The 19292-nt window shown below is 61.1% G+C and carries 22 protein-coding genes; 10 read left to right on the forward strand and 12 right to left on the reverse strand.

The window, feature by feature from the left end:
- Nucleotides 1-121: 121 nt before the first annotated feature.
- The 3 genes from ACQ66M_RS04480 (at nucleotide 122) to ACQ66M_RS04490 (ending at nucleotide 3617) form a co-directional block, all read left to right on the forward strand.
- Complete coding sequence (locus tag ACQ66M_RS04480) at nucleotides 122-1987, forward strand: DUF885 domain-containing protein (protein WP_430402176.1); 1866 nt, start codon at nucleotides 122-124, stop codon at nucleotides 1985-1987.
- A gap of 4 nt (nucleotides 1988-1991) precedes the next feature.
- Nucleotides 1992-2636 carry a YceI family protein gene (locus tag ACQ66M_RS04485; protein ID WP_430402178.1) on the forward strand — a complete coding sequence of 215 codons (645 nt, stop codon included), beginning with the start codon at nucleotides 1992-1994 and terminating at the stop codon, nucleotides 2634-2636.
- Between the two features lie 69 nt (nucleotides 2637-2705).
- On the forward strand, nucleotides 2706-3617 hold the full coding sequence (locus tag ACQ66M_RS04490; protein ID WP_430402180.1) for a TerC family protein: 912 nt from the start codon (nucleotides 2706-2708) through the stop codon (nucleotides 3615-3617).
- A gap of 7 nt (nucleotides 3618-3624) precedes the next feature.
- Here the strand turns inward: ACQ66M_RS04490 and ACQ66M_RS04495 are convergent, their stop codons facing one another.
- Nucleotides 3625-4689, reverse strand: coding sequence for a FliM/FliN family flagellar motor switch protein (locus ACQ66M_RS04495; RefSeq protein WP_430402182.1), 1065 nt, complete (start codon nucleotides 4687-4689; stop codon nucleotides 3625-3627).
- Between the two features lie 332 nt (nucleotides 4690-5021).
- Complete coding sequence (gene dksA, locus ACQ66M_RS04500) at nucleotides 5022-5438, reverse strand: RNA polymerase-binding protein DksA (protein ID WP_045698416.1); 417 nt, start codon at nucleotides 5436-5438, stop codon at nucleotides 5022-5024.
- Between the two features lie 302 nt (nucleotides 5439-5740).
- On the opposite strand from dksA, the gene ACQ66M_RS04505 reads away from it, so the two are divergent.
- Nucleotides 5741-6964 (forward strand): hypothetical protein, encoded by a 1224-nt coding sequence (locus tag ACQ66M_RS04505; RefSeq protein WP_430402184.1) that lies wholly within the window; start codon nucleotides 5741-5743, stop codon nucleotides 6962-6964.
- Nucleotides 6965-6967: 3 nt separating this feature from the next.
- On the opposite strand, the gene ACQ66M_RS04510 is transcribed toward ACQ66M_RS04505, so the two are convergent.
- From ACQ66M_RS04510 to flbT, 3 genes are read right to left on the reverse strand one after another with little or no spacing between them, the layout of a single operon-like run.
- Nucleotides 6968-7618 carry a MarC family protein gene (locus tag ACQ66M_RS04510; protein WP_430402186.1) on the reverse strand — a complete coding sequence of 217 codons (651 nt, stop codon included), beginning with the start codon at nucleotides 7616-7618 and terminating at the stop codon, nucleotides 6968-6970.
- Nucleotides 7619-7629: 11 nt separating this feature from the next.
- Nucleotides 7630-7941 carry a hypothetical protein gene (locus tag ACQ66M_RS04515; RefSeq protein WP_350174387.1) on the reverse strand — a complete coding sequence of 104 codons (312 nt, stop codon included), beginning with the start codon at nucleotides 7939-7941 and terminating at the stop codon, nucleotides 7630-7632.
- Nucleotides 7941-8327 (reverse strand): flagellar biosynthesis repressor FlbT, encoded by a 387-nt coding sequence (gene flbT / locus ACQ66M_RS04520; protein ID WP_430402188.1) that lies wholly within the window; start codon nucleotides 8325-8327, stop codon nucleotides 7941-7943. Before flbT ends, ACQ66M_RS04515 begins: the two co-directional genes overlap by 1 nt.
- A 411-nt stretch (nucleotides 8328-8738) precedes the next feature.
- Here flbT and ACQ66M_RS04525 point away from each other — a divergent pair, with 411 nt between their 5' ends.
- Nucleotides 8739-9608 (forward strand): AAA family ATPase, encoded by an 870-nt coding sequence (locus ACQ66M_RS04525; protein ID WP_045698425.1) that lies wholly within the window; start codon nucleotides 8739-8741, stop codon nucleotides 9606-9608.
- Nucleotides 9609-9700: 92 nt separating this feature from the next.
- Here ACQ66M_RS04525 and ACQ66M_RS04530 read toward each other — a convergent pair whose 3' ends face one another.
- Entirely contained in the window at nucleotides 9701-10474 is a 774-nt protein-coding gene (locus tag ACQ66M_RS04530; RefSeq protein ID WP_350174391.1) for a DUF2270 domain-containing protein, read from the reverse strand.
- Between the two features lie 60 nt (nucleotides 10475-10534).
- Nucleotides 10535-11284: a hypothetical protein gene (locus ACQ66M_RS04535; protein ID WP_430402189.1), complete on the reverse strand. Its 750-nt coding sequence runs from the start codon at nucleotides 11282-11284 to the stop codon at nucleotides 10535-10537.
- Nucleotides 11285-11405: 121 nt separating this feature from the next.
- Between ACQ66M_RS04535 and ACQ66M_RS04540 the strand changes: the two genes are divergently transcribed.
- Nucleotides 11406-12587 carry a vWA domain-containing protein gene (locus ACQ66M_RS04540; protein ID WP_430402191.1) on the forward strand — a complete coding sequence of 394 codons (1182 nt, stop codon included), beginning with the start codon at nucleotides 11406-11408 and terminating at the stop codon, nucleotides 12585-12587.
- Between the two features lie 66 nt (nucleotides 12588-12653).
- Nucleotides 12654-13577, forward strand: a complete 924-nt coding sequence (locus tag ACQ66M_RS04545; RefSeq protein WP_430402193.1) for an alpha/beta fold hydrolase — start codon at nucleotides 12654-12656, stop codon at nucleotides 13575-13577.
- 39 nt (nucleotides 13578-13616) lie between these two features.
- On the opposite strand, the gene ACQ66M_RS04550 is transcribed toward ACQ66M_RS04545, so the two are convergent.
- Complete coding sequence (locus tag ACQ66M_RS04550; RefSeq protein WP_430402195.1) at nucleotides 13617-14234, reverse strand: GNAT family N-acetyltransferase; 618 nt, start codon at nucleotides 14232-14234, stop codon at nucleotides 13617-13619.
- Nucleotides 14235-14365: 131 nt separating this feature from the next.
- Between ACQ66M_RS04550 and ACQ66M_RS04555 the strand changes: the two genes are divergently transcribed.
- On the forward strand, nucleotides 14366-15619 hold the full coding sequence (locus tag ACQ66M_RS04555) for a TCR/Tet family MFS transporter (protein ID WP_430402197.1): 1254 nt from the start codon (nucleotides 14366-14368) through the stop codon (nucleotides 15617-15619).
- A 65-nt stretch (nucleotides 15620-15684) separates the two neighbouring features.
- On the opposite strand, the gene ACQ66M_RS04560 is transcribed toward ACQ66M_RS04555, so the two are convergent.
- Entirely contained in the window at nucleotides 15685-15969 is a 285-nt protein-coding gene (locus ACQ66M_RS04560; RefSeq protein ID WP_430402199.1) for a hypothetical protein, read from the reverse strand.
- Between the two features lie 145 nt (nucleotides 15970-16114).
- On the opposite strand from ACQ66M_RS04560, the gene ACQ66M_RS04565 reads away from it, so the two are divergent.
- Both ACQ66M_RS04565 and ACQ66M_RS04570 read left to right on the forward strand, forming a co-directional pair.
- A complete protein-coding gene (locus ACQ66M_RS04565; protein ID WP_350174405.1) occupies nucleotides 16115-16645 on the forward strand; it encodes a D-glycero-alpha-D-manno-heptose-1,7-bisphosphate 7-phosphatase in 531 nt (176 codons plus the stop codon).
- Complete coding sequence (locus ACQ66M_RS04570) at nucleotides 16642-17334, forward strand: aspartate/glutamate racemase family protein (protein WP_430402201.1); 693 nt, start codon at nucleotides 16642-16644, stop codon at nucleotides 17332-17334. The genes ACQ66M_RS04565 and ACQ66M_RS04570 overlap by 4 nt, the downstream gene beginning before the upstream one ends.
- Here ACQ66M_RS04570 and ACQ66M_RS04575 read toward each other — a convergent pair.
- The 3 genes from ACQ66M_RS04575 to ACQ66M_RS04585 form a co-directional block, all read right to left on the reverse strand.
- Complete coding sequence (locus tag ACQ66M_RS04575) at nucleotides 17331-17768, reverse strand: EVE domain-containing protein (RefSeq protein ID WP_430402203.1); 438 nt, start codon at nucleotides 17766-17768, stop codon at nucleotides 17331-17333. The two genes, ACQ66M_RS04570 and ACQ66M_RS04575, sit on opposite strands and share 4 nt — an antisense overlap.
- 73 nt (nucleotides 17769-17841) lie before the next feature.
- A complete protein-coding gene (locus ACQ66M_RS04580) occupies nucleotides 17842-18660 on the reverse strand; it encodes a heme-dependent oxidative N-demethylase subunit alpha family protein (protein ID WP_430402205.1) in 819 nt (272 codons plus the stop codon).
- A gap of 4 nt (nucleotides 18661-18664) precedes the next feature.
- Nucleotides 18665-19291, reverse strand: coding sequence for a class I SAM-dependent methyltransferase (locus ACQ66M_RS04585; RefSeq protein WP_350174413.1), 627 nt, complete (start codon nucleotides 19289-19291; stop codon nucleotides 18665-18667).
- Between the last annotated feature and the right edge of the window lies 1 nt (nucleotide 19292).

Below are 19292 nucleotides of genomic sequence, written 5' to 3' on the forward strand. Positions count from 1 at the left end.
ACTCAGCCGTAGCGGAATCCTAATCCAGTTACATTGACACAGCAAAGGTTAACGAAACCGAAAAAAGCGTTAAGACTCACTGTGGAAATTGCACAAACCTCATTTGATTCGGAGCCTCCCCATGATGCGAACCGCCACCGCCATTGCCGCTGTATTGCTTCTGGCCGCCTGCACCACGCCGCCGCCCGCGCAGACTCCTGTCACAGAAACCGTCGCACCCGCCGAAGCAGTACCTGAGGCCATTGCAGACGAAAGCGCCCGCCTGAACACCTGGTTCGAGGCGAAATTCCTTGAAACGGTTGCCCGCAGCCCGATGACGCAAACCTATCTGGGTATCAAGGACGATTATGGACAGTGGGACGATGTCTCCGATGCCCACGCGCTGGGAGATCTTGAGCTTCAGCGTGCCATCGTGGCCGAAATGAAGGCGACGTTTGAGTATGACAGGCTGGACCCGCAGGCGAAATTGTCATGGCGCCTGGCCGAATATGAATTGTCGCAGGCCGAAGCGGCCTTCCCGTTCCGTGGTCACGCCTATGTTTTCAACCAGATGTTCGGCGTCCAGTCGGGAATCCCGGCTTTCCTGGTGAACCAGCACAAGGTCGCCAGCCTGTCGGATGCCGAAGCCTATATTTCAAGACTGGAAGGCATTCCCGCCTATCTTGACCAGAACGTCGCCAACGCGCAGGCTTCAGCCGCGAAAGGCATCCTGCCGCCCCGTTTTGTTTATGACTATGTCCTGTCGGATTCGCGCGGTGTAATCACAGGCTATCCCTTTGTCGACGAAGGTGAGGACAGCCCGCTCATGGAGGACTTCCGCAAGAAAGTCACGGCCCTCGTTGATGCCGAAACAATCACGCAGGACGAGGCAGAGCCGCTTCTCGCGCGCGCGGCTGACGCGTTGCGCGACGGTGTCGGCCCCGCCTACGAGGCCGCCATTGTCGAACTTGAGGCCCAGACCTCTGCCGCAACGACAGATGATGGTGCCTGGAAGCTGCCTGATGCCGACGCCTATTATGCCATGCGTCTGAAACAGATTACCACGACCGACATGACGGCGGATGAAATCCACGAGCTGGGACTGGCAGAAGTCGCGCGCATCCAGGACGAGATGCGCAGCATCATGAAACAGGTCGGCTTTGATGGCACGCTCGAGGAATTCTTCGAGTTCACCCGCACGGACCCGCAATTCTTCAAGCCCAATACGGACGAAGGGCGCTCCGAGTATCTCGCCGAGGCAACAGCCGCGATCGACGCCATGCGTGAAGACCTGCCCACCGTGTTCAAGACCTTCCCGAAGGCTGACCTGATCGTGAAGGCTGTGGAACCGTTCCGCGAACAGTCAGCAGGCAAGGCCTTCTACTCCCGCCCCGCCCCCGATGGCAGCCGCCCGGGCACCTATTATGCCAATCTCTACCGGATGCAGGATATGCCGACCTACCAGTTGCAGGCACTGGCCTTCCACGAGGGCATTCCCGGACACCATATGCAGATCGCCATGGCGCAGGAACTGGAAGGCATTCCAAGCTTCCGCAAGTATGGCGGCTACACGGCCTATACCGAAGGCTGGGGCCTCTACTCGGAACTGCTTCCAAAGGAAATGGGTTACTATTCTGATCCGTATGATGATTTTGGCCGGCTCGCGATGGAAATCTGGCGCGCAGCGCGTCTCGTGGTCGATACCGGCATCCATGACAGGAAGTGGACCCGCGAAGAGGCCGTCCAGTACCTCCTCAAGAACACACCCAACCCCGAAGGCGACTGCCAGAAAGCCATCGACCGCTATATCGTGATGCCGGGCCAGGCGACCGCCTACAAAATCGGCATGCTGAAAATCGTTGACCTGCGCGAGATGGCCAAAGCCGAGCTTGGTGATGCGTTCGACATTCGCGACTTTCATGATGTCGTGCTGAGAGATGGCGCCGTTCCACTGGCCATTCTGGAGCAGAGCGTGCTGGCGTGGGTAGAGGAAACAAAGGAGAACTAGCGCCATGCGCAAAGGCCTGCTGAAACCGGCAGCGGCGGGGCTGAGCCTCGCCCTGCTGACCGCCTGCGCGTCGGTGGTTGCGCCCTTGCTCAAGCCGGACGTGAGCACCGAGGTGGCCGAGGTCAAGGCAGGCGACTATTCACTCGACAGGACACATGCCGCTGTCCTGTTCCGGATCAACCACCTTGGTTACTCCACCTATATCGGACGGTTTGAGATGTTCGATGCGAGCCTCACCGGGGACGCGAACGATCCGGCCAGTTCCAGCGTCGAAGCCGTGATTGATATGACCTCGCTGGATATTGCCAATGATGAATTTGCCGCCGAGCTCATGGGCCCTGACTGGTTTGATACGGCGGCCTTTCCTCAGGCGGTGTTCACGTCCACCACGGTCGCGCTGACAGGCGACACGACAGCAACCGTCTCGGGCGACCTGACGCTGCATGGGGTCACGGCGCCCGTTGCGCTGGACGCCACGTTCAATGGCGCCGCTTTCGACCGGTTGCGCGGCGCGGACGTCATCGGGTTTTCTGCGACAGGCCGGATCGACCGGACACAATTCGGCGTCTCGAAATATTCGGGCCTGATTGCCGATGAGGTGGAAATCGAGATCCAGGCCGAATTCATCAGGCAGGCCGACGCGCGCTGATGGGAACATTTTCGGCTTCACGGCGCTAACGCCTGACACGATCACGTTTCAAATCAAGGGGGCCGGGCCATGCTGGCAGGGTTTATTCAGGAAGTTTTTTCGCTATCAGGCCTGTTTACGCTCCTGATGCTGCTGATGCTTCAGGCCGTTCTCGGCTTCGACAATCTTCTCTACATCTCGATTGAATCCAAGCGGGTCGGTGAGGAGAAAGCCCCAATGGTGCGGCGCTGGGGCATCGGCCTTGCGGTCCTGTTTCGCGTCGTATTGCTGTTCATCATCGTCGCCCTGTTCGATGCGCTCGCCGCGCCCCTGTTCGATATCAACCTGCCGGGCATTTTCGTCGGCGAGTTCACGTTCCAGAGCCTGATCACCTTCGCGGGCGGTGCCTTCATCATCTACACGGCAGTCAAGGAAATCACCCACCTGCTAAGCGTTGAATTCATTGAGCACAGTGAAGGCGGCAAACCCAAAACGGTCCTGCAGGCAACGCTCCTGATTGTGGCAATGAACCTGGTCTTTTCCTTCGATTCAATCCTGTCCGCCATGGCCATCGCCAATGAGAAATCCGTCGATGCTGCAGGCGGCATCGTGATCACTTACCAGGTCTGGCTCATGGCGATTGCGATTATCGCATCCGGAATCGCGATGGCACTGATGGCCGATACGGTCGCCAATTTTCTCAAGAAAAACAGGATGTACGAGGTTCTTGGCCTTTTCATCCTCTTCCTCGTCGGGGTGCTGCTTGTCACCGAGGGCGCGCACATTGCGCATCTGACGATCTTCGGCTTCGCCATCGACGCGATGAGCAAATCCAGCTTCTATCTGGTCATCTTCGTACTCGTCGTGACGGATATTATCTCGACCAATTACCAGAAGCGTCTCTGGGCGCAGAGAGAGGGCGAACTGCGCAGTGCCGGGTCGCCGGACGCCTCACGCGCCGCCGCCGAGGCGCACATGGCGCGTAAGCGGAAAGTGCGGTGAAGCTGACCTAGCGCAGGGCCGGGCCGCGTTTCGTGATGCGCAGGGCCATCTGAGCGCCCTTGCGGCCGATCTGCGCTTCGGCGGCGACCGGGCCATTACGTCCACCCGAGAGCAGTTCCACAGGTTGGTCCGCCGGCAGCCCCAGCAGCAGGGTGGAGCCCGCCTTCAGGTCTGTCAGACGCGACAGAGGCACGCTGAGGCTTGCGATCCGGGCGGTCAGCACGGCTGTGACCGCTGCGCCGGATGGGGTGGCGGCAGATGTGGCAGCAGTGCCGAGCGCGTGGGGTGTGGGGGCGGTCGCCACCAGGTCGAACAGGTCATCGCTGGCCAGGATCATCCGCGCAGGCATCCGCACCGAATCAAACCGGACATCGAGATCGATGACGTCTGCCTCACCAGGCCGGGCAAGGGCGGCGGCGAAATCGGCATCGGTTTCGATGCGCGAGAAGCTGAGCGTCGGAGAGATACCTGCCCCGAGCGGGCGCACGAGGCCCTCTAGCAGGGCGGCATCAAGCGGTGTCAGTTCACGTGGCGCGAACGGACCAGGCTTGCCGCCGCAGGCGCTCTCGATGAGAGCTGCAGCCAGCGGCGCACTGAGGCTGAGCATGGCAATGATCTCGCCACCAGGCGCGGCGAAACAGGCAATGGCGCGGCCCATCTCGCCGGAATGCTGAGCCAGCGCCGAGGCGAATGTGCCCGCTGACGCGTCTGTGACTGTGGCGGCAGCACGCAGGCCGCAACCCTGGCGGAATGCCAGTGACAGGCGCGCGGCCAGGCGCAGCGCGTCTTCGGGCAGGTCCGCTCGGGCTGTGTGGGGCTCGTCGAGGTCTGGTATCGGGCGCGGTGTGATGGTCTTCGCCGGCGGGGGGGCCGGTTCGGGCGCCATGTCCGACAGGTCCGGGCGCAGGAGTGCCTCGATCTCGGCCGAGCTGAGCTTGCCGCGAAGCACAGGCTTGCGCGCCGATTGTTCAAAGGTTTCGAAGCTTGTCGGCATATCGAGCATTACCGCGGTTTCACGCCTTGGAGACATGTCCCATCCGTCATCGGCAGTGGCGGGCAGAGGTCGGTTCATGGGCGTTGGCGGCTTCCGGTGGATCAAGTGGACATTGTGGCCCCAAGAGGGTTAACGCTTGGTTAGGACTTTTCGCCAGCTGCAGTGTTCGCAACATGCCAGGCAGGGGTGCGTGTTAATGGATTCAGGTTCAAAGTTAAACAAGCACTGCTTGAGTTAAGGCCCTGATTACTCTCAAGTAAGGGAACGTTTGGACCTTGATGCGATCATCCCCTTAACGCACGAGGCACGACGCAGAATCGCCGCGGCGTTGGGTTGATGGGAAAAAGGCGGCGGCACTTCCGAAAACCGGGAGGCCGCCGTTCTCTTTTGCAACTTGCGAATAATCGCGATCAGTCGTCGCGAAGGGTGCGTTCCTTGCGCTCGTGACGCTCCTGCGCCTCGAGGCTGAGCGTTGCCGTCGGGCGCGCTTCCAGGCGGCGCAGGCCAATTGGCTCACCCGTCGCCTCGCAGAAGCCGTAGCTGCCATCGCTGATGCGGCGCAGGGCGCTGTCAATTTTCGAGATCAGCTTGCGCTGACGGTCACGGGTACGCAGTTCCAGTGCCTTGTCGCTTTCGGCAGAGGCCCGGTCGACAATGTCAGGCAGGGAACCGGATTCGTCCTGCAGATTGTGAATCGTCTGTTTTGCGCCGTCGAGAATGTCCGCCTTCCAGTTCTCGAGCAGCCGCCGGAAAAAAGCCAGCTGACGCTCGTTCATGAACTCCTCGTCGTCGGAGGGGCGGTAGTCGTCTGATAGTTCAATACTCATAGCAGACTCCTTTAATCAGGATGGGCCCGATATAGAGCGGCAAGCGATTCATCGCAATCGCCGTCGCGCAGTTATTTTTCCCAATGTTTTCAGTTAATTGTGGCGTTAACACGCATAAATGGTGGTATTGTGACATAAAGAACAGGCTCCGGAGGCACCTTTCCAGAAGCAATTAGCAGGCCAAGGCTTGATCTTTGGGGCGACCCCGCGCTCTATGAAACCTCGTCCAAAGTGCAGCTTTCGCAACGGTTTCAGTGCTCATGGCCCGCCGACGGAAAAGATCAATCCGCTCCTCCGGTTGGATGCAGGCCGTGATTTTCAACTCACTGCTCATTCTCATGCCTGTCATCGGAGCACAGATACTCGGTGGAGCCTTTTCAGGCGCCACCTTCTCTGATGCGCCCTCCGTCGAGGCGATTGATCAGACACGCCACAACATGGACGAAGCCTTCACCGCGATGGCTCCGCGTAACGCCGCTGATAAATACAAGTTCTGGCACGACATCGTCTCGCGTGAACTTACCGCCCGCGATGTCACGGCCGCGCGTGGCTTTCTCATGACCGCGCCCCAGATGTTGAGCCGCGACGAGGTGAAGGAGTTGATGGTGGCGGCCAATGCCGAAGTGACCGGCACCGAGGACGAACGCATCGCCATGGCCGCCCTCCGGAAGCTGCCTGTCGATGTCAGCCAGCGCTTTGCTGCTGCGCTGGGGTCCGCACGCAATCAGAACACACTGGCCGAACCGCCGGAAGAAAACGGTGAAGACGTGCCGTCCGAGGCAGCAACTGAGGAAGATCCGGCCGCGGAAGAAGAAGCGCCCGTTACGGAAGCCCGGTTTGCCCTTCTGGGAACGCATGCCGATCTTGCCAACCATTCCGAACGCTGGCTGGAGGGCGACCGTGTCGACAAGCTCGTCCTGAAGATTACCGGCATCGGTCTGGCCCAGGCTGGCCAGCCCGATGCCGAAATTGAAACGAATATCCGCGCACTGTCGATCCTGAAATCGGCGCGCCGGTCCCGGCGTATCACGCCTGAATTCACCGAATACCTGACCGATCGGCTGGATGATGCGTTGCCCGACGCCGCCCTGAAGCCGGCCCTGGAAGAGGCCTTTGCAGAATTGGCCACGACAAAGGTGCGGGTCGAACGCGTCAGGGCGGCATATAAAAGCGCCATTGACCCGCATGGCCTGGCGCGGCTGGAGACCGATCTTGCCCAGATTGACCGTATCGGATCGCTGACCAATCCGTCAGCGGCAGTGACGCTGGTCGAACAGGTGAAGGACAGTGCCGATCTGCGCCGTGTGCGCCTCATAGCAGAGGCCGGTGGCGACAGGTCCGTGGCGCTGGTCAAGCAAATGGGACCACACGCCTTGCGCATTGCCGATACCGGTGTGCGCTGGACGCGCGAGCTGGTACTGCAGTTCATGGGACTGACCGCTGCGGGCCTTGTCATGTTCTGGGTGACGCTATCGACATTCCGGCGCAACTTTCACCGGCGCCCACGCCTCGAAGCGCCGCAATAGGCATCAGCCGAGGCCGAAGGCGCCCTTGATGCCGTCGATCAGCAGCTGCACCGACAGCGCCGCCAGGATCACACCGAGGATACGCGTGAGCGCCCCGGCCACACTGGCCCCCATCAGGCGCACAATCGGGCCTGCCGCCAGGAAGATCACCAGAGTCAGAAGCAGGTTCAGCCCGATGGCCGAGAGCACGACAGCCTTCTCGGTCCATATGGTCGCCTGTGACATGTAGAACATGGCGGTCGCGATCGACCCGGGTCCGGCAATCATCGGGATGCCGATCGGGAAAACGGATATGTCATCGGGCTCGGTATCGTCGTCATGGCCTTCCAGCAATTCTTCGGCGCGATGCTCTCGCCGCTCCGTCCGCTTCTCGAACACCATGTCGAGTGCGATCAGGAAAAGGAGTGCGCCGCCAGCCGCCCGGAAGGCATCAATGGAAATATGCATCGCGCCGAGCAGCCACGCCCCGCCAAAGGCAAAGGCGAACATGATGATCGAGGCGACAAAAGTCGACTTGAACGCCATCCTGCGCCGGTAGGCCGCGTCACCCTGCGCCGTGAGGCTCGCGAAAATCGGTGCCACGCCGGGAGCATCAATCAGCACGAAGAATGTGACGAATGTCGCGGTAAACAGGGAGATCAGTTCTGCGCTCATGCGCGAGGCCCCTAATCCCTCTGGACGGCAGCGTCGAGTATTTCCTGCACAAGTGGAGAAACTTTCACAGCACCGTCACTGGCGGAGAATTGTGAGAGATCCGCCGCACCGGAGGCAAGCGCCACCATCATGCGGTGTCCGCGAAGACGCTGGAGCAGCCCGTCATCGCCGCGATGGCCGTCTGCAATTGCGGTGCGACCATTGCCGAGATCGACAACCAGGCCGTCACCCTGCCCTGCCTCAAGGCGCGTGATGGCCTCGTCGAGACCAAGGCGGCCATCGCCAGACTGGGCGCGCGTGCGCATGAGGCTGCCATCTGCCATCAGCTTGCACCTGCCGTTTCAGCTGTCATCAGCTTACGGCAACGGCTGAGCGCCCGATAGAGATCGGCCGCCGCAACGTCTGCAGATATTTCCAGCACGGTCGCGCGCTCGTCTTCTGTCGAGGCGGCAGCCAGCAGTGCGGCGACGGCTTCCGCCGTCTGTGTATAGGCAGGACCATCAATCTCGCCGAGCAGATACATCTGCATGATCGCGAAATAGACGCGCCGCACGGGCGTCGTTGCCTCATTGGGGCGCAGAATGTCCTTTTCCCGCAGGACCCGGGCCTGGTTTTCCAGAAGAAGCACACCCCGCCGGTCGCCATTGCGGACGACAGCGCCGTTGACCACGAACGTCTCTCCGGGCTTCAGGGAAAGCTTCAAGGGCATTGCAAGCGAATCCAATTCTGCCTGATTTCCTTGAATTTTGCAGAAAGGCGTTAACGCTTGATTGCCAGGCGTTAATCCTGCCAGGCAGCCCGGTGGCGTTATAGTGCCATGCGCCCGTTATCATCGGGCATTTTGGATCATACGGCCTGCACCCACCCTGGAACGTCTTTCCTGCATGGGAATGACAGTCCAGAGGCAGGCGCGACGCTAAGCTGAAGCTGGTGCTCCGTGGCGGCGCGCATGGCCATTCCTCCATACCACAGCTGGCAAGTGGTGCGAAGCTGTTTCCGTAGGGGAATGGCGCGATTACCACTTTTTCACGGAATGTCAGTCTTCCCGCAACGTCAAAGCTTGCTCAGCGAAGCACGCAGCCTATTGTGTCGGCGAAACACGAAAAGAGGACCCCGGCCCATGCGTTTTGAAGGCACCAAGGATTACGTCGCCACTGATGACCTGAAAGTGGCCGTGAATGCCGCCATTGCGCTGGAGCGCCCCCTGCTCATCAAGGGCGAGCCTGGCACGGGCAAGACCGTGCTGGCCATCGAGGTCGCCAAATCGCTCGATTGCGAGCTGATCGAATGGCATATCAAGTCCACCACCAAGGCCAACCAGGGTCTCTATGAATATGATGCGGTCTCACGCCTGCGCGACGGCCAGATGGGTGAAGAGCGCGCCAAGGACGTCAAGAACTACATCAAGAAGGGCAAGCTCTGGGAGGCGTTCACGGCCAAGAAGCGCCCTGTCCTGCTGATCGACGAGATCGACAAGGCTGACATCGAATTTCCGAACGACCTGTTGCAGGAACTCGATCGCATGGAATTCTATGTCTACGAGACCAACGAGGTCGTGAAGGCCAAGGTTCGCCCGATCGTCATCATCACGTCTAACAATGAGAAGGAATTGCCGGACGCCTTTCTGCGCCGCTGCTTCTTCCACTTCATCAAGTTCCCCGATGAGGAAACGATGCGCGAAATCATCGACGTGCACTTTCCCAAGATCAAGAACAAGCTGGTCGGTGACGCACTGACCACGTTCTACGCCATGCGCGAACTGCCGGGCGTCAAGAAGAAGCCGTCAACGAGCGAGCTGCTCGACTGGCTGAAACTGCTGATGAACGAGGATATCGACCTGGAAACCCTGCGCGAGAAGGATCCCGAGCGCCTGACGCCGCCACTGCATGGCGCGCTCCTGAAAAACGAGCAGGATGTCGCCCTGTTCGAACGCCTTGCTTTCCTCTCACGCCGTCAGGACGGCGGCGGACGCCGCGGGCCGGCGGGCTGAGGCACGTTCTGCAAGAGTGTCGAAACTGAAAGAGGCGGGCCCGTGATAAAGCCCGCCTCCTTCAATTTTGCAGTGCAGCAGTCCAGCCGCCCCTAATGCCCGAGAATATCCATTTCGGCCTGGGCTTCCTCGCGCTCCAGCGCGTTGGCGCGCTTGTTGACGTCTTCCCGGCTCTTCAGGAAGTCGGCCATCTTTGACTTGTCATGTCGCTCGTCGAGCCAGGTTTTGACGGCAATGGTGATCCAGATCACATGGAACAACAGGCCAAAGCCAATGGCGACCTCACCCGGGATCGGACCAATGTGCGCGCGGCGCACGAATTGCGACCAGGTTTCGACATCAGTCGGGTGGATCGCGATCTTCGCAAAATAAGCGGCGCCGAGAATGGCGAACAACCAGCCATAATTGCGGCGCAAACGGCGGCCGATGGCCCGTATGTTTGAAATCCGGTATTGCGGCTTTTCGTAATCGTCCGACAGGGCCGTGCCACGATCGACCGGGATGCGTGCCCCTTCCCCGCGCAGCATCGGCACATAGAAGGCTATTTCCAGCACGCGCGCACGAAAGCGCCAGACGTAGAAAAACCGATAGCGGCGTGATTCCAGCGTCAGGAAGACGATGCAGAGCGCGCCAACAAGCACGATGGGGAACGGCGAGGCCTGCGCACTGGCAAAGGCCACAGACAGGCCGATACCGGTCGAGATCACGGCCCAGTTCGTGGTCTGGTCGAGGCGCTGGCGCCAGACGGTCGAACGGTAGACTTCCGCGCGGTAGAGGTGCGCTATGGCGCCCACTTCCTTGCTGCCGCAAATGGCTTCGGGTGGATCGCCGTCAGGATCGGCCATGTCATTGTCAAACTCGGTCATTGCGGCCCCTTATGAACCGGTTCCCCTCTGGCGGAAAGCCTGACTGACAATCTGTCTCACTTACGGGCGCTGGCAATAGCCAAGCGTGACAATCGGGCCATAACCTTCCAGCGCATGGCGGACATGCCGCGTATCATCAGGATCAGCCTCTGACCGTATCCGGCTGGCCAGATGACCAGCATTGCCCGCGATCCGGGCCCGCCAAAGGGCATAGCGCAGACTGTCCGGCGCTGACGTCAGGGCAACGGCCCGGTCAAAGCCGGACAGATCGCAGCGCTGCATGGACAGTTCGGCCAGCGCATGCCCGAAATCGCCCTTCTCGAAATCATCACCCAGGCCGCCGCGCGTGGTCTTTGTCTGCGCCAGGTCAAACATGGCCGCCATCAGGCGGCGCCTCGTGGCGTCATCATTTGCGAGGCGCACACCCGCCGCCATGATCTCCGGCCGGCCAATATTGAACGGCGTGATCCCGGAGCGGGCACGCTGCTCGAACCCGCTCCAACCGGCCTGCGCAATCACGGCCTTTGCCTGGTCCCTGGCATATTCGTTGGGGGGTGTTCGATGGCGCGCACTGGTCCCAATGCGCATTTCCCATGATTTCAGGAGTGCGGCATCATCCGCGCGGCTGACCGTTTCCAGGAATGCCGGCTGGAGGCGCGCCTGCTTTTTGGCCGGCAGCGCGCCTGCCGCGTCCCAGATCGCTTCAAACATGCATTTGGCTTCGCCCGGGCCGCTGCAGGCCGTTGGCGCAGCCTGGGCCAGTGGCACAAGGGACAGGGCGGCGAGCAGGATCAGGATGGCCTTCAACATGGCCTGGTTCCTAAGCCATGACGGGTGAACTGGACATGACCGCCCTGCTTTTCGCTGCGTCAGCTTGGACATGGGCCCCAAGGCACGTTATCTTTTGGCCTCAAGACAGGAAAGACGCCCCATGTTCCTCAACTTCTTCAATGAACTGCGTGAAGCCAAAGTGCCGGTCACGCTGAAGGAATACCTGATGCTGATGGAGGCGATGGACAAGCAGGTCATCAATATGGAAGTGACCGACTTCTATTACCTGTCGCGCGCCGCCCTGGTGAAGGACGAGCGAAATATCGACAAGTTCGACAAGGTGTTCGGCCACGTCTTCAAGGGCCTCGACAGCATGGCAGATGCCGTCGATGTCACCGACATTCCCGAGGAATGGCTGCGCAAGATGTCGGAGAAATTCCTGACCAAGGAAGAGATGGACGAAATCGAGGCCATGGGCGGCTTCGAGAAGCTGATGGAAACGCTGCAAAAGCGCCTCGAAGAACAGAAAAAGCGCCACGAAGGCGGAAATAAATGGATCGGAACGGGTGGTACATCGCCGTTCGGCGCCAATGGTTACAATCCCGAAGGCGTGCGCATCGGGCAGGAAAAATCCCGCCACCGCCGCGCCGTGAAAGTGTGGGACAAGCGCGAATTCAAGAATTACGACGACAATGTCGAGCTTGGCACCCGCAACATCAAGGTGGCCATGAAGCGTCTGCGCAAATGGGCCCGCAAGGGCGCACCGGACGAGTTGGACCTCGACTCAACAATCCGCAACACGGCCCGCAAGGGCTATCTCGACATCGAGATGCGCCCGGAAAAGCGCAATGCCGTGTCGGTGCTCCTGCTGCTCGATGTCGGCGGCTCGATGGATCCCTATGTCCGCGTAATGGAAGAACTGTTCTCGGCGGCAAGGTCCGAGATCAAGAACCTCGAATACTATTACTTCCACAACTGCCCCTATGAGGGCCTGTGGAAAGACAATCGCCGCCGCATGAACAATCGCATCCCGACCTGGGACGTGCTCAACAAGTTTCCGTCCGACTATAAGGTCATCGTCGTCGGCGATGCAACGATGAGCCCCTACGAGATCACCTATGCCGGTGGCTCGGTGGAGCACTGGAACGAGGAAGCCGGCGGGATCTGGGTCCAGCGCTTTGTGCAACGCTTCCCCAATCTTGTCTGGCTTAACCCGGTCAAGGAGGGCGCGTGGGAATATACCGGTTCGATCAAGCTGATCCGTGAGTTGATCGGCGAGCACCGCATGTTCGAACTGACGCTGTCCGGCCTCGATGAAGCCATGAAAGAGCTTGGCCGCTAGGATTTACAGGCAAGGCCACATGCCCTCTACTCATCTGCAACAAGAAGCAGACACGGGAGGCCGCAAATGGCGCGTATCAGGGCAAACGGTATCGAGATCGAGTATGAGGAAACCGGGTCACCCAATGACCCGCTGATGCTGCTCGTCTCCGGGTTTTCCGGACAATTGACCCGCTGGCCCGATGCCCTGAAGCGCGGGCTTGCCGATGCCGGGCGCCGCGTCGTCTGTTTCGACAATCGCGACATCGGCCTCAGCACGGAATTTTCCGGAGCCGTGCCGCCGGCACCCCGCGATATCGTGCAGGCCATTTCAGGTGGCACGCCGCCCGAAATGGCCGTGCCCTACCTCCTGAACGACATGGCGGACGATGCTGCCGCGCTGGTCACCGCGCTCGGTGCAGACAAGGCCGACGTCCTCGGCGTGTCGATGGGCGGCATGATCGTGCAGCTGATGGCTCTCAACCAGCCGGAGCGTGTGCGCACGCTGATCCCGGTGATGACCACGTCGAGTGCACCTGACCTGCCGCGCAGCACGCCCGAAGCCCAGGCGGCCCTGACAGCCGTGCCCGAAACCCGCAGGGCCGAGGCAGTCGCCGACCTTGCCGTCAAGTCGCGCCGCGTCATCGGTTCGCATGATGAGATCCGCGCCACCGATGAGGCCATCCGGGACCAGACAATAGCCGACTTCAACCGTTCAGACCGCCCGATGGGGGTCGCCCGGCAATATGCCGCCATCGTTGCCCAGCCCAGCTGGTATGAACGGCTCGGCACAATCACCCAGCCGACCCTAGTCCTGCATGGCGCAATGGACCCGCTGATCCGGCCCGAAGCGGGCCGCGACATCGCCAGCCGCATTCCCGGCGCCGAACTCGAAGTGTTCGAGAAATGGGGCCATGATCTGCCGGACAGGATCGTGCCGGCACTTCTGAACCGGATTGTCCCGTTCCTGGGACGCCATCTGCCAGACGCGGCGCGGGCCGATATCGCCTGATTTCCCAGCGGTGACGTGCAAAGCCGGCCGCGTGTGGCCTCAGTTGGGGTGAAGTCGAAGCCAGTCGCTGCGCGTGATCTCCCACACAAGTGACGCGCGTGCCGTGCCGTCAGGACGCACGCTTTCGACCTCGCCTTTGCGCGTGAACCCTAAACCGTCCAGCATACGCTGGGTCGGCACATTTTCATGGCTCGCCGTTTCGCAGATCACGTCCAGCTGGAGCGCCTCGAACATCCAGGCAAAACTTTCTGCCGCCCCTCGCGACCCCCTGCCCTGATGGTGCAGTGACGGATGCAGCGCCCCGCCCAGTTCGCCGGCCGCCCATTGCGGCCAGACCTGGATATCGCTGTAGCCAAGAATGACATCCGCCTCGCCGCGCACGAACAGCAGGCCCTCGCCCGCCGTGCGCTGGACGAGGTGTTCCTGGACGAAGGCGCGCACGCTCGCCTCGGTCAACGGACGCGGCAGGCTATAGATCGGCGCGTGCACGGCCGGATCGGACAGGAAGGCGAGAAGCGCTGGCGCGTCGTCAAGCGTCGCCAGTCGCGACGCATCGGGCGCACTCCCGAGATGCGTGACCTCTCGCACCGCAGACCGGATCGCCCTGATCCGGCTTGCCGGTACGTTAATGCGTGTAATCGGAATGCTGTCGGCCATACGCCATATTAGTATGCGTTGCGATCCATGTCCGTTTCATAATCGTCGCGGTCGCCGGGCAAAAGCAAGGGCAGGATTTTCCACACCACGCGCCGATTGACCTTTGCGCCGTTCCCGCCCAAAGCCTGAACATGACCGATACGCCCACCCCCCGCAGACATGGCAAGAACGCGTTCCTGTTTGTCCTCATAACTGTCGCCATCGACATGCTGGCCTTCGGACTGATCATCCCGGTCATTCCAAGCCTGGTGCAGGAGATGATGCATGTTTCGCCGGAGGATTCCACAATCTGGCTAGGCCTGCTGGCAGCGACCTATGCCCTGATGAATTTCCTGTTTGGCCCGACCATCGGCGCCCTGTCCGACCATTTCGGCCGGCGATCAGTCCTGCTTGTTTCGATTGGCACGCTCGCCATCGACTTTCTCATCATGGGCTTTGCCACTTCGATCTGGCTCCTGTTCATCGGGCGGGCCCTGTCAGGGGTTTCGGGTGCAACCTATTCCACGGCGAACGCCTATATCGCGGATGTCACCGAACCGTCCGAGCGCGGTCGCGCGTTCGGCATGATCGGCGCCGCATTCGGGTTCGGCTTCGTGTTCGGGCCCGTGCTGGGGGGCTTCCTGGGCGAGATCAATCCACGCGCGCCCTTCTTTGCGGCAGCGGGTCTGGCGGCCGTCAATTTCTGCTATGGCCTGTTTGTCTTGCCGGAATCGCTGGCAAAGGCTGACCGGCGTTCCTTTGACATCGGGCGCGCCAATCCATTTGGAGCGGTCAAACACTTTTCCAGACTGCCCCAGGTGTCATGGTTCCTGCTGGCGGCAGGCATCTTCTTCCTGGCGCATACTGTCTACCCGGCCACCTGGTCGGTTCATGGCGAGATCCGCTATGACTGGAGCCCGAAGGAGATTGGGTTCTCGCTAGGCCTTGTCGGCGTGGGCGCGGCCATTGTTCAGGCTGGCCTGATGGGGGTGATCCTGAAGCGGTTCGGTACAGTGCGCACGGCGTTGCTGGGCATGTCCATCAGCGCCCTGGTCATGTTTGCCTATGCCTTCGCCGGACAAGCCTGGATCGTGTATGCGATCATCCCGATTGGCGCGCTGGGCGGTGTGACCGGTCCGGCCATCAATTCGCTGATGTCGACGCTGACGCCGCGCAATGCGCAGGGAGAGCTTCAGGGCGCGAGTGCCAGCCTGAACTCGCTGGCGATGATACTGGGCCCGCTGGCAATGAATGGTGCGCTCTTTTACTTCACCCGCGACAGCGCGCCGTTCAGCTTTGGCGGCGCAGCCTTCCTGCTGGCGGGCCTGCTGACCATGCTCGCAATCGTCCCGTTCATGCGCGGCGTGCGCGAAAACCGGGGCGCCTTGCCAGCCGCCGCAGAATAAAAAAGGCGATCCGGCTCAGGCCGGACCGCCAGATGGTTTGAAATCGGGTTCAGATCGCGAAGGCGCTAGCCCTTGCTCTTCATCAGCATGCCGGCGATCAAGCCAACCACACCACCGCCGACGCCGCCCTCGAGCAGGCTGTTAATAATGTTCATGGGCGATGTTGCCCCGGCTGCGGCGTCTCCCAGGACCTGCACATTTGCAGCATCAAGTCCGTAATGAGCGGCTATTCCGCCGAGAATGCCGCCGATAATACCCCCGGTGCCACTGCCTCCGGTCAGCTTGGAAATGATTGGTCCGAGCACGGTTCCGCCGATGGCGCTCAGAATGAGCGGTAGATATTGTTCCATAGTTTTGCCCTCCCATGGGTCGTGGTTGGGGGCTCTTGTCGGCCCCTCGAAAGAAAGACAACCGCGTTTTCCAGGACAGGTCCAGCCATTTCGGCGCATTTGCAAGTGTTGCAACTTGCCGGACACACGGGCAAAGAACGCTCGGATGACCTACCAGCGCCCCGCCCTTTTCCTCGACCGCGACGGCGTGATCAACGTCGACAAGGGCTATGTCAGCAAGGTGTCGGACTTTGAATGGATTACCGGCGCGGCCGAGACAATTGCTGCCTTCAAGGCGCGCGGATGGTTCGTTTTCGTGGTCACCAATCAATCCGGGATCGCGCGCAACTTCTATGCAGAGCACGACATGCACACGCTGCACGAATGGATGCTTGGCGAGCTTGCCGGAAAGGGCGCTGCCATCGACCGCATTTACTATTGCCCCTATCACGAGGAGGGCGAAAATCCGCGCTACAGACGTGACAGCTTTGACCGCAAACCAAAGCCCGGCATGCTTCTGAAGGCGATGGCCGACTTCCCCGTGAAGCGCGAGTCCAGCTTCCTAATCGGCGACAAGCAGACAGATATTGATGCAGCCCGCGCGGCGGGTGTGGCGGGCTTCCTGTTCACGGGCGGCGACCTCGCGCAGTTTGCCGAATGGACGCTAGCCGGTTTCGAAGAGGGCAATCGCGGATGAAGACGATTGGCATAATCGGGGGCATGGGCCCTGCCTCGACCATGATCTATTACGAAACACTGTGCGAAATCGCGCGCGCCCGTTCGGGCGGAAATGCAAGCGCAAGGGTGATAATCGACGCGCTCGATTTCGGCGAGGTGCAGGCACTGCAGCAATCGGGAAACTGGGACGAGGCCGGACAGCAGCTCGCGGACTCCGCCCTGCGGCTTGAGCGCGCCGGCGCGGAACTCGTCCTTCTCGCCACCAACACGATGCACAAGGTCGCCGCACCACTGCAACAGGCCCTGTCCGTGCCATTCATTCACATCATCGATGCAACGGCCGCGCGCCTGCGTGCCGAGGGCCGTCATGTGCCCGCCCTGCTCGGCACAAGCTACACGATGGAAGAACCCTTCTATCCGGATCATTTTGCCAGCACGTTCGGTGCACCGCCCGTTGTCCCGGAACCGGCGGAACGCGACGACATCCACCGCATCATCTTCGACGATCTCGTCAAAGGTGTCGTGACCCCGGAAACGACGCGCCGCTATGTCGATATTGTCAGGGCGCTCGCAGCACGCGGCGCTGACAGTGTGATCCTCGGCTGCACCGAAATCGGACTTGTCCTGAACGCCGCCAACAGTCCCCTGCCCGTCTATGACAGCGCGCGCATCCATTGCGAGGAAGCGATGCGCGTTGCAGCAGCTTAGACGCGCTTCAGCGTCTTCGGGTCAAGCCCGCCCATCCTGCAGACTTCTTTCCACTCCGACGCCAGCACGGGCTGCACGGACAGGCGGAATGATTTCACAAGGCTCATCTCGGCCAGCTTCGGATTGGCCTTCACATCTTTCAGCGTTACCGGCTTTGGCATGTCAGCCAGTGCACGAATGTGGACACAATCCCACCGCTCATCGTCGGTTGTGGAATCCGGCGCGCTGAGCGCGCAGACCTCGGCAATGCCCACCACTTCAAGCCCCTTGTTGGAATGGTAGAAGAAGACCTGATCACCCAGCTTCATGTCGCGCATGAAATTGCGCGCCGTATAGTTCCGGATACCGGACCATTCCTCGCCAGCCTTGCCCTTTGCCTTTTGCTGGTCCCAGCTCCAGGCATCGGGTTCGGATTTCATCAGCCAGTATTTCATAGGGGTCTCCGGTTGTTCCGATCCCGCTTGATCTAGGCCGCGCCGGGCGATCCGTCCACCCGCGCGGGGGGGGTCAGGCCAGCTGCGCAAGCGCTGCGCGGACAAGCCGGTCATAGGCGGGCCAGCCCTTGTAGGCGCCGAGATCCGGGTCGATACCGTCCCACGCCGCTGCGAAGGCTTTCCGGTGACGCGCATCCGGCAAGGCCGCCGATAGCGGGTCGATGCAGACACGGATGGTGAACAGGACAGCGCCTGTCCCGGGCAGTTTGGAGATCGTCTGGCGCTCGACACGAAAGTACAGCAGGTCAAGCACATCCTCGTCCGGCATTGCGCGCGCCATCGCTTTCAGCGGGGCGCTGCTCGGCGTGAACCGTGCAGGGCTCGCCTGGACTGTCCAGTTGAACCGTTCCAGCACCGTGCCGGGCCGCAGCGCATCGAACATGCGCGAAATGCGCGACACCAGTTCCGGATTGGCGTCAGGCACGGTGGCGTGAAGCCCGGCCAGCGGCTGGCCGATCTTTTCCGCAAGTGACCAGAATGTCGGCGCGACAAGGCTCGCGGCGCGCAAGACCCAGTGCCCGCGCTCATCGGGCAAAAGGATACAGAGATCATCGGACACGCGTGACGCCGCACCTTCCAGCGGGCTGCCCCATGTGTCATGGCCAGATCCCGTTACGGCCCGAACAGCGTTCGCCGCTTCGGCCACGGCCTCGGGCACGCCCGTATCGGCAAACACCTGTGCCCGGTGCGTCCGCATCAACACGGTCTTCTCGGGCAGCCAGGCTTCGGCCTCGCTGTCGGGCGCCAGCCATTTGTCCGGATCTATGGGTTTCAGGCCGGGCGCGAGGCCTGGCGGTCCTGCAAGGTAAGGCAGGTAGGGGGGTGTTCGCATGGTGTCAGGCTGCGCGGGCAGCGCCCCAGCTGACGAAGCCCGCCACTTTCGGCGTTGAGGGCAGGTACATGGTCTCGGCGTCTTCCAGCGTGAAGCCCGCCTCGGTGAGCAGCGCACCGGTATCGCGAGTCAGGTGGCATCCGCCCGCCAGCGGCTTCCAGATGGGCTCGATCCGACGCTGCCATTTGGCAACGCCTTCATCGGGCGCCAGCCCGTGCTCCGAGAACAGGATACGGCCTTCCGGCTTGAGTACGCGGCGCGTCTCGGCCAGCGCGGATTTCCAGTCGGGGATCGTGCACAACACGAATGTGATGACCGCCGTATCAATCGAATTGTCTTCGAGGGGAATGGCTTCTGCCCCGGTCTCGAGGAATTCGATCTTGCTGCCGATACCGAGCGCCCCTGCCTCGCGGCGCGCCTTGACCAGCATGCCGGGCGAGGGCTCCAGCGCAAACAGGCGGTCAACCTTGTTGGAATCATACATCGCGAAATTGGTGCCGGAACCGCACCCGAGCTCGAGCACACGTCCCTCTGCCTTCGGAACAACCTTCTCGCGCTGCTTCATGATCGGCTTGGTGCCACAGGCACACGCAATCATGTTCGGGACGACATACCGCTCCCAGGGATTCATA

Origin of the sequence: Hyphomonas sp. (assembly GCF_965284475.1) — a bacterium.
In the GTDB taxonomy this organism is placed as follows: domain Bacteria; phylum Pseudomonadota; class Alphaproteobacteria; order Caulobacterales; family Hyphomonadaceae; genus Hyphomonas.

Bases quoted from the DNA above. Each gene is read 5' to 3' on its own strand.
- ACQ66M_RS04570 (WP_430402201.1), top strand. From the start codon at position 16,642: ATGAAGACGATTGGCATAATCGGGGGCATGGGCCCTGCCTCGACCATG.
- ACQ66M_RS04545 (WP_430402193.1), top strand. From the start codon at position 12,654: ATGGCGCGTATCAGGGCAAACGGTATCGAGATCGAGTATGAGGAAACC.
- ACQ66M_RS04495 (WP_430402182.1), bottom strand. From the start codon at position 4,689: ATGAACCGACCTCTGCCCGCCACTGCCGATGACGGATGGGACATGTCT.
- ACQ66M_RS04575 (WP_430402203.1), bottom strand. From the start codon at position 17,768: ATGAAATACTGGCTGATGAAATCCGAACCCGATGCCTGGAGCTGGGAC.
- ACQ66M_RS04565 (WP_350174405.1), top strand. From the start codon at position 16,115: ATGACCTACCAGCGCCCCGCCCTTTTCCTCGACCGCGACGGCGTGATC.
- ACQ66M_RS04510 (WP_430402186.1), bottom strand. From the start codon at position 7,618: ATGAGCGCAGAACTGATCTCCCTGTTTACCGCGACATTCGTCACATTC.
- ACQ66M_RS04485 (WP_430402178.1), top strand. From the start codon at position 1,992: ATGCGCAAAGGCCTGCTGAAACCGGCAGCGGCGGGGCTGAGCCTCGCC.
- ACQ66M_RS04515 (WP_350174387.1), bottom strand. From the start codon at position 7,941: ATGGCAGATGGCAGCCTCATGCGCACGCGCGCCCAGTCTGGCGATGGC.
- ACQ66M_RS04535 (WP_430402189.1), bottom strand. From the start codon at position 11,284: ATGTTGAAGGCCATCCTGATCCTGCTCGCCGCCCTGTCCCTTGTGCCA.
- ACQ66M_RS04540 (WP_430402191.1), top strand. From the start codon at position 11,406: ATGTTCCTCAACTTCTTCAATGAACTGCGTGAAGCCAAAGTGCCGGTC.
- ACQ66M_RS04580 (WP_430402205.1), bottom strand. From the start codon at position 18,660: ATGCGAACACCCCCCTACCTGCCTTACCTTGCAGGACCGCCAGGCCTC.
- ACQ66M_RS04530 (WP_350174391.1), bottom strand. From the start codon at position 10,474: ATGACCGAGTTTGACAATGACATGGCCGATCCTGACGGCGATCCACCC.
- ACQ66M_RS04505 (WP_430402184.1), top strand. From the start codon at position 5,741: ATGCAGGCCGTGATTTTCAACTCACTGCTCATTCTCATGCCTGTCATC.
- ACQ66M_RS04585 (WP_350174413.1), bottom strand. From the start codon at position 19,291: ATGAATCCCTGGGAGCGGTATGTCGTCCCGAACATGATTGCGTGTGCC.
- dksA (WP_045698416.1), bottom strand. From the start codon at position 5,438: ATGAGTATTGAACTATCAGACGACTACCGCCCCTCCGACGACGAGGAG.
- ACQ66M_RS04550 (WP_430402195.1), bottom strand. From the start codon at position 14,234: ATGGCCGACAGCATTCCGATTACACGCATTAACGTACCGGCAAGCCGG.
- ACQ66M_RS04490 (WP_430402180.1), top strand. From the start codon at position 2,706: ATGCTGGCAGGGTTTATTCAGGAAGTTTTTTCGCTATCAGGCCTGTTT.
- flbT (WP_430402188.1), bottom strand. From the start codon at position 8,327: ATGCCCTTGAAGCTTTCCCTGAAGCCCGGAGAGACGTTCGTGGTCAAC.
- ACQ66M_RS04560 (WP_430402199.1), bottom strand. From the start codon at position 15,969: ATGGAACAATATCTACCGCTCATTCTGAGCGCCATCGGCGGAACCGTG.
- ACQ66M_RS04525 (WP_045698425.1), top strand. From the start codon at position 8,739: ATGCGTTTTGAAGGCACCAAGGATTACGTCGCCACTGATGACCTGAAA.
- ACQ66M_RS04555 (WP_430402197.1), top strand. From the start codon at position 14,366: ATGACCGATACGCCCACCCCCCGCAGACATGGCAAGAACGCGTTCCTG.
- ACQ66M_RS04480 (WP_430402176.1), top strand. From the start codon at position 122: ATGATGCGAACCGCCACCGCCATTGCCGCTGTATTGCTTCTGGCCGCC.